This is a genomic window from Streptomyces sp. NPDC014733 (genome assembly GCF_043083385.1).
Lineage (GTDB): Bacteria > Actinomycetota > Actinomycetes > Streptomycetales > Streptomycetaceae > Streptomyces.
Genome location: NZ_JBIBYO010000010.1, coordinates 171,911 through 183,377, shown reverse-complemented (window position 1 = coordinate 183,377; position 11,467 = coordinate 171,911). Strand labels below are relative to the sequence as shown.

Below are 11,467 nucleotides of genomic sequence, written 5' to 3'. Positions count from 1 at the left end.
ATGACGAACCTCGTCGGCGGGAAGGCGGCCGCGCTCGGGGAGATGCTCAAGGCCGGGGAACTGGTGCCCGACGGATTCTGCCTGACCACCGCCGCGTTCGACGGTCTGTCCTCAGCGGCGGACGAACTCCCGGACGGGCTGCGTGCACAGATCGTCACCGCCTACGAGCGCCTGGAAGCGGGCGCGGTGGCCGTACGGTCGAGTGCCACCGCCGAGGACCTGCCCTTCGCCAGCTTCGCCGGCCAGCAGGACACCTACCTCGACGTCGTGGGAGCGGACGCGGTCGTGAAGGCCGTACAGGACTGCTGGGCCTCGCTGTGGAACGCGCGCGCCGTGCAGTACCGAGAAGCCAACGGCATCGGCCACGACACGGCGAGGATGGCCGTCATCGTGCAGCGGATGGTCGACCCGGAAGTCGCCGGAGTCCTCTTCACCGCCAATCCGGTCACCGGCACCCGCACCGAGTCCGTCGTGGACGCCGCCCCCGGCCTGGGCACCGCCGTCGTCGACGGCCACGGCCGCCCCGACCACTACGTCCTGACCGGCCACCGGATGCCCACGACGCGGACCGGATGCCTGGACGGGCCGCAGTTGGACGAGCTGCGGACCACCGGCCTGCGGCTCCAGAACCTGTTCGACTCGCCCCAGGACGTCGAGTGGGCGATCGACAAGAACGGTGTGCTGTGGCTGTTGCAGAGCCGGCCGGTCACCACGCTCTTCCCGCTGCCGCCCAGGACCGACCGGCCGCAGCCGCGTGTCTACCTCACCAACGGCCCCGTGCAGGGCATGCTCCGTCCCTTCACCAGGATGGGCTTCTCCGGGCAGAAGATCGCCTTCGGGATCATCCTCCGGGAGTTCGGCCTGCGGGCCGACCCGCTCGACGGCCCCGCCGGCATCGTCGATATCGGCGGACGGATGTACTTCGACGCCACCTCGGCCCTGGCCGACAAGGGGTTGCGCAGCTACCTGGGCGACGGATGGCTCGGCGGACCGCAGGGCACAGCGGTCCTGGAGCGGGTGATGAAGGACCTGTCGATCTCACCGGCGAACGGGCGGGCCGCCCGGCGGCGCTTCAAGAGCAGGCTGGCACTGCAACTGGCCCCCTCCGTCGTGGTCGCCGCGGCCCGCGCCCTCCTGCGCCCCGCCGCCGCGCCCGCACGGGCCCTGCGGGTGCTGGAGGAAACCGAGCGCAGGACGACGGCGCCCGCGCACATGACGGCGGCGCAGCGGCTGCACTTCGTCGAGAACGTCCAGAAGTCGGTCTTCCACAAGAGGACGCTCGCGGACCTGTACTGGCCTGTGGCGGTCGGCCTCCTCGCGGCGCGCGTCCCGGTGGCCCTGCTGAGGGGCGCCGCCACCGCCGGTGAGGTCGAGACGGTGTTGCGCGGCATGCCGAACAACACCACCACGGAGATGGATCTGGAGCTGTGGCACCTGGCGCGCCGTGCCCGGCAGCACAGCGGTGTGCTCCTGGACACGCCGCCGGCCGAGCTCGCCGCCCGCTACTTCGCGGGGGAGCTGCCGGAGTTCGGGCTCGGCGCGTTCCTGGCACGGTACGGCCGGCGCAGCGCCGCCGAGATCGACCTCGGTGTGCCGCGCTGGGCGGAGGATCCCGCACCGGTCTTCTCGATGATCGCCAACTATCTTCTGGTCACCGACCCGGAACAGGCCCCCGACCGGCGGTTCGCGAAGGCGGCGGCGGACGCCGAGGCCATGCTCGGGGAGCTGGTGGAGCGCGCCCGCGGCCTGGGGCGGGTACGGGCGGGTGCCGTCGGGTTCTTCCTGCGCCGGGCCCGCGAGCTCGGCGGGCTGCGGGAGCTGCCGAAGTTCGCCTGGCTGTACGCGATTGCCCAGATGCGCGAGCAAATGCTGCTGGTCGGTGGGGAATTGGCCGACCGTGGCCTGCTGGAGTGCTGCCACGACGTGATGTTCCTCGACCTCCGTGAGGCCCGGCAGGCCGTGGACGGGGCGGACTTCAGGGAGCTGATCGCCGAACGCCGGGAGACCTACGACCGGGAGAAGCGACGCCGGTACATACCCCGGGTCCTTCTGTCCGACGGGACCGACCCGGAGGCGGCCGTTCCCCCCACCGCACCGCGCGAGGGGCTGCTGGCCGGGGTGGCCGGAGCGCCGGGAACGGTCACCGCGGTCGCACGGGTCGTTCTCGATCCGGCGGACGCACGCCTGGAGCCGGGGGAGATCCTCGTCGCGCCCACCACCGACCCGGGCTGGACACCGCTGTTCCTGACCGCGGGCGGGCTGGTCGCCGAAACCGGCTCGCCGATGGCGCACGGGCCCACGGTGGCCCGCGAGTACGGGATTCCCGCAGTGGTGAGCGTCACCGGCGCGACACAGCTGATCCGCTCCGGCCAGAGGATCACCGTGGACGGCGCGACCGGAACGGTCGATCTCGCCCCCCGGTGAACCACCACCCGGCCCGGGCCGGTGCCGGCACCGTGCCGGCACGGCCCGGGCCGGCTTGCCGAGGTGCCCGAGGCGAGGACGCTCCAGGGAGGTGGCGGACAGGAGGATGACGCAGGAGCCCGCTTCGGCCAGCCGTTCGACGGCGTCGGAGAGCAGGTCCTGCTGGAGCATCTCGTGGGCGTGGACCTCGTATGTCCGGGTCCGGTATGCGCACGTGCCGGACCCGGTGCGCCGTCCCACCGCCCCGGCGCTGCCGGGGACACCGTGACCAGCGCCTGTGTGAACGGCTCGCGGCCTGATCAACCGACGGCGTGTGGCGCCCGGCCCGTGGACTCCGCCGGTACACCCCGTTGACGGTCCTCGCGCTCCGCATGCGCTTCCCGCGGTGCCGAGTCGACGAGGGCTCGTCGCATCCGGGCGGACTCCACCATCTGCCCGGCTGCTGTGCCCGCCGGGCCGAAATCGGTACGGCCCGGTCCTGGCCACCAGGCCCGCCCGCCCGTGCCCGACGCCGGGACGGCCGAGGGCTTTCCGGCGCGGTGTAGGCGGCTGAGATCTCGTCCCGCAACTTCCGTGGGTCGCTCGGTACGCGACGAAGCTCTTGACGAACGGCGGGTGCGTCTCAGCTCGCATTCGGCGGGCAGTTGCTCGAACCCGAGGCGCCATCGCTTCACAGGTGCGGAAGTTGTTCGCCGTGGCGCCCTCCGGGGCGGGCGAGGGCCGCCGTGCGGTCCCGGCGCTGGACAGTAATCACTGTCGAACTCACGGTCACTTCGCGCGGTCCGATACGTCCCGATTTGGCGTGGGAGTGTGAGGGCAGGCACGGGACGCCCGTCACACCGGAAGCCCGGTAGTAGCAGACACCGGCATCACGAGCGCCCCTCTCGGTCCTGCCCGCCGCCGCCTGCTACCTGTGGTCGTAGGTCACATGTTTGCGCCGGGCGGCAGGCCTCTCGCAACGTGGTGGACGTACCGGGGAGCCGAGCGCCGGACCGGACGGACGACCACTCCGCCTGTGCCTGACCCGGCCCCACGACGCGACAGCCGCGTCGAGCACGCACCCAGCGTGCGTGCCGCCGACCTCCTGTCGGCCTCCCCACGAGATGTCCCCGAATGGAGAGGTTCACCATGACTGCCACCACCGCCACCCGCTTCCGCACGTACACGATCGCCGGCCTCGCCACCGTCGGCGCCGCCGCGGCCGCCGTCACACTGGCCCCGACCCCGGCCCACGCCGCCCCGGCCCCCGCCCGCACCCCCGCCGTCGTCTCCGCCGCCACCGTGGCGCACCAGGCCGACAAGGCCGACGCGAAGGACGCGGGGGCCCAGCAGGTCACCAAGCTGGTCGAGCAGGGCAAGAAGGAGCACGGCGACAACCTCGACGGCTGGATCCGCACCGCGCTCGACGTCATGGACGCCAAGAACATCCCCGGTTCCTACGACGGCCTCAAGAAGAACATCATCCGCGAATCCGGCGGCAACCCCCAGGCCCAGAACAACTGGGACGTCAACGCCCAGAACGGCATCCCCTCCAAGGGCCTGCTCCAGGTGATCCAGCCGACCTTCGACACCTACCACGTCGACGGCACCAAGGACTCGCTCACCGACCCGGTGGCCAACATCGTCGCAGCCTCCAACTACGCCGCCGACCGCTACGGCTCCATGGACAACGTCAACTCCGCCTACTGATCCACCCAGCCATCCCGGCGGAACACAGCCCGCCTGGGCCCCCGGGGACAACCGCTCCCCACCGGAGCGGCGGGGCTCAGGACACCGGTGAGGCCGGGCAGGACACACCTCCTGCCCGGCCTCACCGCTCCCCACCCGACGCCGGCTGAGTCCTGGGGTGAGCGCAGGTGAGTGAGGGACGGGGCCCGGCGCCTTCCCGGAGCTACGGCCCTGGAACAGGCCCGGTCCGCAGGCAAGCTCACCCCGGTCCACGACGCCTGGTGGGCCCGGCCCGCAAGGTCCATGGCGAGCGGGACGGCACCCGGTCCCGGAAGGCCGCACAGCGAGGCGTCATGCGCCGCTGTGCGGCGTCAGCCCCGTCGAGCGTTCCTCGGGGCACCGGCGGTACCGGCGCGAGGTGGCCGCTGGGAGCGGAGTACGAGCAGGGTGATCTCGCTGGGGGCGAAGACGCGGAAGGGCGGGCCCCAGAAGCCCGTGCCGCGGCTGGTGTAGAGAAGGGTGCGGGTGCCGTGGCGGCTGAGGCCGGCGAGGGCGGGCTGGTCGATGCGGACGAGATGGTGGAAGGGCCAGATCTGGCCGCCGTGGGTGTGGCCGGAGAGTTGGAGGTCGACGCCGCTTGCCGCGGCCCGGTCGACGAACTTGGGCTGGTGGGCCAGGAGCAGGACGGGCAGGTCGGGGTCGGCGCCGTGCAGGGCTCCGGCGAGGTGGGCCCGGTGGCCGGCCAGGCCGGAAGACCCGGCGGTGACGTCGTCGACGCCGGCGACCACAAGGGTGTCGCCGCCGCGTTCGAGCAGCAGATGACGGTTGCGCAGCGGCTCCCAGCCCAGCTCGTCCATCAGGTCGACCCACCCCTGGGCCTCGCTGTAGTACTCGTGGTTGCCGGTGACGTAGACCCGGGCCCGGGTGGCCCGCACGGTGCCGAGCGGAGTGGCCTGGGCGCGGCGGCGTTCCGCCGTGCCGTCCGCGATGTCTCCGGTGTGGCAGACCAGATCGGCCTCCAGGGCGTTCACCGTGTCGCAGACCCGGGCCGACCAGCGGGCGCGGTCGAGCGGGCCGTAGTGGGTGTCGGTGATGAGGACGACCCGCGTTCCGTCCAGCTCGGCTCCCAGGCGCGGAAGCGGTACGTCGAGGCGGCGTACCCGTGGTACCCGGCGGGCCTCGACGTACCCCCAGGCGAGCAATGCGGCGGCGGTGGCGAGGGTCGCCGCGGTGACGGTCCGGGCCCGGTCCTGTCCGTCGCCGACGCCGGTCACGGTCAGGGCGAGGCGCAGCAGGACGCTGAGCAGAACGGACCAGGTGAACAAGGTCCAGATGATGCCCAGCAGAGTGTCCCCGGTGATCGCCGCGCGGTCCTGCTGCCGCCGGCCGTGGCCGCGCACCATCGCGAGCGGCATGACGATCAGGCCGAGGGCGAACAGGGTGGTGCCGGCCAGGGTGACGGCGAGCGGCCAGTGCTGACCGGCGTACAACAGTAGCCAGCAGGGCACGGTCCACAGCAGAACGGGGGCGATCAGGGGGAGGTGGCGCATCAGGCGCTGTAGTCGGCTCCGTTGAGCCTCGTGCGCTGCGCTGTCGACGGATCGCGCCTCGCTGGTCTCGGTCACGCGTCCCCTCCTTGGGCACCGGGCTGCCGTCGCGCGCACTGTATCCGGCCGGCCTCGGACCGGCCGGTCGGGGTGTGCATGGCGGGCGACCCACGCGTCGGGCTTCTCCCCTGGAGCCGGACATCCGCGCCGCCCGGCCGCCGCGGTCTTGGCTGCGGCCCGGCGGGTGGTCTCGCGCAGGGCCGCGGGGCGCATCACCACGCCTTTTCTGCGGGGCGTGTGCCGGCGCGGTCGCTGGGTGGGGTGGGCCGCGCCGGGCGTGGGTCAGGAGCCCCGGTACTGCGGTGTGCCGCTCATCGTGAAGCGCGGCTTGCCGCCCTTCAGGAGGTCGGCGTGGCTCAGCACGGGCTGATTGACGCTCTTGCCGTTCAGGGACAGCGACCTGATGCAGGGGTTGTCCGCCGCCCCTTGGCGGAAATCACCAACGGGCGGTAGGCGCCGGGCAGATGAACGTCGGCCCGGTCGGAGAACGGGCTGCCGACCGCGTACTTCGCCGATGCCGGGTTGACCGGATAGATGCCCAACGAGGACAGCACGGACCAGGCGGACCTCTGCCCGCAGTCGTCATCGAGCCGACATCGTTGTCAGACTTCCGTGCGGGGGTGACGCGGTCATCGCGAGAAGTCCCCTCGTGCGATCCGGGCGAGTTCGGTGGGCGGCTCAACCGCGCTGAGCACGGATGAGGTCGCGGTACCACGCAAAGGACGCCTTCGGGGTGCGGACCTGGGTGTCGTGGTCGACGTGTACGAGACCGAAGCGCTGGTGGAAGCCCTCGGCCCATTCGAAGTTGTCGATCAGGGTCCAGGTGAAGTAGCCCCGCACCTCCACTCCTTGGGCCACGGCGTCATCGACGGCCTGCAGATGGGTGTCCAGGTAGTCGATGCGGTCGAGGTCTTGGACGCTGCCGTCCGCGTCGACGACGTCCTCGGTCGAGCAGCCGTTCTCGGTGATGTGGACCGGCGGAAGTGCCGGGTAGCGCTCCTTGAGGCCGACGAGCAGTTCCCGTAGGCCGTCAGGAACGACGGGCCAGCCGAAAGCGGTGCGGCGGAAGCCCTCGATGGGGGCCTCCTCGAAGGGCAGCCCTTCGGACGTCGGCGCCTGGATCCGGGTCGGGTTGTAGTAGTTGATGCCGAGCGCGTCCAAGGGGGCCGAGATCAGATCGAGATCACCGTCCTGGACGGAGCCGCCCAGGGTGGCGTCCGCGCCGAAGGCCGACAGGTCGGGGTAGGCGCCCGTGAGGATCGGGTCGTTGAACAGGCGGTTGTGCAGAGCGTCGTAGGCGCGCGCGGCGGCGCGGTCGGCGGCCGCGTCCGAGGCGGGCCGGACCGGGGTGCAGTTGTTGGCGATCATCACCTGGAGGCCGCGCGCCCGCAGCTCCCGCAACGCCAGGCCGTGGCCGAGCAGCTGGTGATGGGCGACGGGGAGACAGTCCAGGAAGAGGGTGCGGCCCGGCGCATGGATGCCGAGACCGTAGCCCCAGACCATGTGGATGAACGGCTCGTTGAGCGTGATCCACTTCTGGACGCGGTCGCCGAGCCGGTCGGCCATGAGGGCGGCGTACTCGGCGAAGCGGTACGCGGTGTCGCGGTTCAGCCAGCCGCCGCCGTCCTCCAGGGCCTGTGGGAGGTCCCAGTGGTAGAGGGTCGGGACGGGTTCGATGCCGCGTGCGAGCAGGCCGTCGACCAGCCGGTCGTAGAAGTCCAGGCCCTGCGGGTTGACCTCGCCCGCGCCGGTGGGCCGGATCCGGGGCCAGGCGACGGAGAAGCGGTAGCCGGTGAGGCCCGCCTCGGCCATCAGTGCGAGGTCCTCCTCGTACCGATGGTAATGGTCGCAGGCCACGTCACCGGTGTGCCCGTCGCGGACCGTGCCCGGCCGCGCGGTGAAGGTGTCCCATACCGACGGCCCGCGGCCGTCCTCTTCAGTGGCGCCCTCGATCTGATACGACGCCGTCGAGGCGCCCCAGATGAAGTCGGCGGGGAGATGATTGAGTGTCACGTCTGCCTCCTGAAACATGAGCACGACTCACGTTAACTTCTCGGGTGGGATGATGGAAGCGTGAACCAAGACCGCAATGCCGGGACGCTGCGCAGGATGCCGGTCCAGAAGCGCAGCGCCGAACGCTTCGAACGCCTGCTGGACGCCTGCGCCCACGTCCTGGACGAGGTCGGTTATGCCGGGCTGACCACCAAGGAAGTGGCCCGCAGGGCCGACGTGCCCATCGGCACCCTTTACCAGTTCTTCTCCGACAGGGAGGGACTGATCGGCGCGCTCGCCGTCCGCAACCTGGAGTCCTTCATGGCGAGGGTGGCGGGCCGCCTTGAGCGCGAGGAGCCCGGAGGCATCGCGGGCATCGTGGAGGTGACCGTCGACGAGTTCGTCACCATGCGTCGGACGATCGCCGGGTTCGGCGTGGTCGACTTCGGCGCGGTGGGGCAGGACCACCTCTTGGAGCCGACCCTGGACAACAACACCGCAGTCGCCGGCAGACTGCGCTCACTCACCGCCACCCTGACCGGGGGACAGGACGACGCCGAACTCGACATCGCCCTGCGGGTGGCACTCGAATGCGCGGACACCGTGCTGAAACTCGCGTTCGCCACCGATCCGCAGGGCGACGCCCGGCTGATCGCCGAATGCAAACGCGTCCTCAACAGCTATTTGAACGACCGGCTCCGATGACACCCGCCGGCCGGCTCAGCGGACGCTCCTGACCTTCCAGGCCATGGCCGCGCCCAGGACGGACATGCCCGCGGAGCAGAGGAACGGCGAGCGGTAGCCCCCAGACTGCCGAGCACGACCGAGGCAAGGGGCGGAACCAGCACATAGGGCAGCGATGTCATCAGATCGGCCAGGGCCGAGACCGGCGTCACGGCCCACGTGGGCCGCAGTGCGAGGGGGACCGCCGCTACGGCCATCGTGGCGCCGCCGAGGAAGACGAGCACGCGCCGCTTGCCGATGATCATGAATGAGGCGGAGAGCACGAGGGAGCCGATCGCGACACCCGACCCTGACGGCCTGCCCCAGGGCCAGCGGCCGGCCCCAGGCACCGCCTGGTGGGCGGCTCAGTCGGCGTAGATGCCGACCTCGCGCAGCGAGTAGCCCCACCGGGTGCCGCGCTCCAGCCCCTTGACGCGTACGTAGCGCGCCTGGGCTTCGGCGAACCGCGCCGTGTCGAGGCCGCCGTCACCGGAGTCCGTGGACCATGCCGTCCTCCAGTCCGTGCCGTCATCCGACAGCTCAAGGCGGTACGACTTCGCATACGCCGCCTGCCAGTCGAGGGTGACGCGCTTGACCGGCTTCACGGATCCGAGGTCGATCCGCAGCCACTGGCCGTTGTTCCACTCGCTGGCCCAGCGAGTGCCCGTGTCGCCGTCCACGGCCTTGCCGGGCGCGAAGCTTTCGAACGGATTCCACCACTCCGAAGAGGACGCCGAGGCGGCCGCGCCCGAGGCCAGGTTCTTCCCGGACGTGTACTTCTCGGCGTTGCCCCAGGTGCGGAGGTAGGACTCGGCGCCCGAGAGCAGGTCCTGGACGACCTCCTCGCCGCCGACGTTGCGGATGTCCTGGATCCAGTCCGGGACCATGCCGTAGTGCGCGCCGCCGACGGTATTGAAGTCCCAGGTGCGCTCGCCGGTGGTCTGCTTGTCGAGCACCGAGCCGCCATCCACGCTGCGGAAGGGGTATGTCACCGGGTCAGGGGCGTCCGCGCCGCGCGGGGCGGGCCAGCCGCCGACGCCGTTCATGTCGGTGCCGTAGCCGTAGCCGACGTGGTACTTCTCGCGCAGGTCCTTGGTGCGCGCGGCCTCGCCGACGAAGCCCTGGGACTGGCTCATGTACTGGGCGGTGAACCCGCCGAGCTGGTAAAGGCGTTCGGTCCAGCCGAGGTCCATCCAGCTGTGCGAGGAGATGACGCCGGGGTACGACTCCGACTCCAGGATGTCGAGTGCCTGGCCGGCGCTCTTGACGCTCATGTGGTCGAGTTCGAGCATCATGTGGCGCTTCATCATGCCGCGCACCGCGTACGCGCCGAGGTCCGTGAGGCCGCGGGTGTTGCACTGCGCGCCCGACGCGTAGGTCGGGACCTTCTCGCCCTCGGGCAGCCGCCTCTCCGCCTCCGGCGCCGGCGCGTTGCCGATCGGGTTGTCGTGCTGCGGACCGCGGCAGTCCTCGGTCTTCCAGTACGTGCCGGTCGACAGGAACTGGCCCACGTTGATGGCCGTACCGAGGGCGCCGGAGTCGTAGCGCACCCCGCACAGGGCGTTGTCGAACTTGTGGCACAGGAACATGCTGCTGACGCCCAGTTCCTTCAGTTCGTCCAGGCCCCGGTCGATGTCCGCCTTGCTGCACTGTGCGATGTCCAGGATCTGCTTGCAGCCGAACGGCTCCGAGGTCTCGACTCCCAGGACGACGGCCAGCTTGCCCTGCTCTACGACCTCTCGAGCCTGCGTGCTGTCCGTGACGATCCGGAACCAGCCCTTGCCCGGGCCGCCGTACATCTTGTCGACGAATGCCTGCATGTCGTACGACTTCTTCGCCTCCAGGCGGATGGCGGTCATCTCGTCGCAGCTGCGGTCCTTGAAGAAGTACACCGAGCAGATCACGCCGTTGGTGACCAGGTCGTTGACCAGTACCCGCTGGCCGCCGCGCCAGGCCCGCTCGATCCCGGCGTAGTAGTTCTGCTGGTGGGTCAGCGAGTCGTGGGCGGGCCAGTCCTTGAAGGTGGGCCACCCGTTGGGGTCGTGCTTGCCGTCGCCCTTGGTGATCATGTCGAAGATGGCGAGCGAGCCGTCGGGGTAGTGCTCGGGGCAGTCCTTGAGCGCGTCGGCGACGCCCTGCTCCGAGAACGGCTTGCCGCAGATCAGCCGGCCGCCGAAGCCCTCGTTGGACATGATGTGGTCGTGGGCGTCGACGAAGCCCCGCACGTTTCCCCGGGAGTCGGTGCCCTTGAAGGGCTCGCCCGTGACGTTGATCTGAGCGTCGGGCGTGGGCCGCGCGGTCGGATCCCACCAGTGGGGCTCCGCCGCGGAGCTGGGCACGGGGCCGAGCATCAGGGCCATCGCGGTGCAGAGCAGAAGGACCGCCGAGAGGGATCTGCGTCCGCGGTGCGGAGGGTGAGCGAGGGTCATCGTCACGATCCTTAAAAGTGAGAGGTACTCATGTTTTGCTCACACGGTAGGGATACGAGTCCGCAACGCCAACCCCCTGACGGGGGCTACCGCCGGGAAGGAGCAAGGGCGTACCCGCCGGGCAGGGAGGCGCGCGCACACCTGGGGAGCGGCTGCGGCCGGTGCGGAGACGGGCGATAGCCTCACCGCCATGAATGCTCACGAGTCTGATGCCCAGCTGGCCGGATCCGACATGGCGCCCGCATCGTTCGTCGTCAATATTTCCGGCATCCCGGATGCCGAACTGGAGCAGGAGCCGCTGGACCCCGCCCAGATCGTCTCCGGGGAGCCCGTGGTGACCGGGAAGGTGCTGTGGGAGTCGCCGGACGGCCGGCAGGTCCGGGGCATCTGGCAGATCACGCCGGGCGTGGTCACGGACACCGAGGCCAACGAGCTGTTCGTGGTCGTCAGCGGACGCGCCACGATCGAGGTCGAGGGCGGTGCGGTGCTCCAAGTGGGCCCGGGGGACGCCTGTGTGCTGCGCGAGGGCGACCGTACACGGTGGACCGTGCACGAGACATTGCGCAAGGCGTACCACATCAGTGCGTGAGGTCTGCTGGTGGTATGCCGCACCACCTGCTCCTG

7 protein-coding genes and 1 pseudogene are annotated in these 11,467 nt (G+C 70.7%); 4 read left to right on the top strand and 4 right to left on the bottom strand.

Features of this window, described 5'->3' with window-relative positions; translation table 11 throughout:
* On the top strand, positions 1–2,424 hold the full coding sequence (locus ACF1BH_RS22575; RefSeq protein WP_391644857.1) for a PEP/pyruvate-binding domain-containing protein: 2,424 nt from the start codon (positions 1–3) through the stop codon (positions 2,422–2,424).
* Between the two features lie 1,128 nt (positions 2,425–3,552).
* Entirely contained in the window at positions 3,553–4,113 is a 561-nt protein-coding gene (locus tag ACF1BH_RS22570; RefSeq protein WP_391644855.1) for a transglycosylase SLT domain-containing protein, read from the top strand.
* A 350-nt stretch (positions 4,114–4,463) separates the two neighbouring features.
* On the opposite strand, the gene ACF1BH_RS22565 is transcribed toward ACF1BH_RS22570, so the two are convergent.
* From ACF1BH_RS22565 to ACF1BH_RS22555, 3 genes and pseudogenes are all read right to left on the bottom strand, one after another.
* Positions 4,464–5,717 carry a metallophosphoesterase gene (locus ACF1BH_RS22565; protein WP_391644853.1) on the bottom strand — a complete coding sequence of 418 codons (1,254 nt, stop codon included), beginning with the start codon at positions 5,715–5,717 and terminating at the stop codon, positions 4,464–4,466.
* A 368-nt stretch (positions 5,718–6,085) separates the two neighbouring features.
* Positions 6,086–6,274 (bottom strand): annotated as a pseudogene (locus tag ACF1BH_RS22560) (glycoside hydrolase domain-containing protein); the annotation flags it as partial.
* A gap of 103 nt (positions 6,275–6,377) precedes the next feature.
* The gene (locus ACF1BH_RS22555; protein WP_391644851.1) at positions 6,378–7,712 is read right to left on the bottom strand and encodes a GH1 family beta-glucosidase; all 1,335 of its coding nucleotides are present in this window, start codon (positions 7,710–7,712) and stop codon (positions 6,378–6,380) included.
* A 60-nt stretch (positions 7,713–7,772) separates the two neighbouring features.
* Between ACF1BH_RS22555 and ACF1BH_RS22550 the strand changes: the two genes are divergently transcribed.
* Positions 7,773–8,396, top strand: a complete 624-nt coding sequence (locus tag ACF1BH_RS22550) for a TetR family transcriptional regulator (protein ID WP_391644849.1) — start codon at positions 7,773–7,775, stop codon at positions 8,394–8,396.
* Between the two features lie 383 nt (positions 8,397–8,779).
* Here ACF1BH_RS22550 and ACF1BH_RS22545 read toward each other — a convergent pair whose 3' ends face one another.
* Positions 8,780–10,843: a discoidin domain-containing protein gene (locus tag ACF1BH_RS22545; RefSeq protein WP_391644847.1), complete on the bottom strand. Its 2,064-nt coding sequence runs from the start codon at positions 10,841–10,843 to the stop codon at positions 8,780–8,782.
* A 190-nt stretch (positions 10,844–11,033) separates the two neighbouring features.
* Here ACF1BH_RS22545 and ACF1BH_RS22540 point away from each other — a divergent pair, with 190 nt between their 5' ends.
* Positions 11,034–11,432: a cupin domain-containing protein gene (locus tag ACF1BH_RS22540; RefSeq protein ID WP_391644845.1), complete on the top strand. Its 399-nt coding sequence runs from the start codon at positions 11,034–11,036 to the stop codon at positions 11,430–11,432.
* Positions 11,433–11,467 lie beyond the last annotated feature (35 nt).

Bases quoted from the DNA above. Each gene is read 5' to 3' on its own strand.
- ACF1BH_RS22545 (WP_391644847.1), bottom strand. From the start codon at position 10,843: ATGACCCTCGCTCACCCTCCGCACCGCGGACGCAGATCCCTCTCGGCG.
- ACF1BH_RS22575 (WP_391644857.1), top strand. From the start codon at position 1: ATGACGAACCTCGTCGGCGGGAAGGCGGCCGCGCTCGGGGAGATGCTC.
- ACF1BH_RS22540 (WP_391644845.1), top strand. From the start codon at position 11,034: ATGAATGCTCACGAGTCTGATGCCCAGCTGGCCGGATCCGACATGGCG.
- ACF1BH_RS22570 (WP_391644855.1), top strand. From the start codon at position 3,553: ATGACTGCCACCACCGCCACCCGCTTCCGCACGTACACGATCGCCGGC.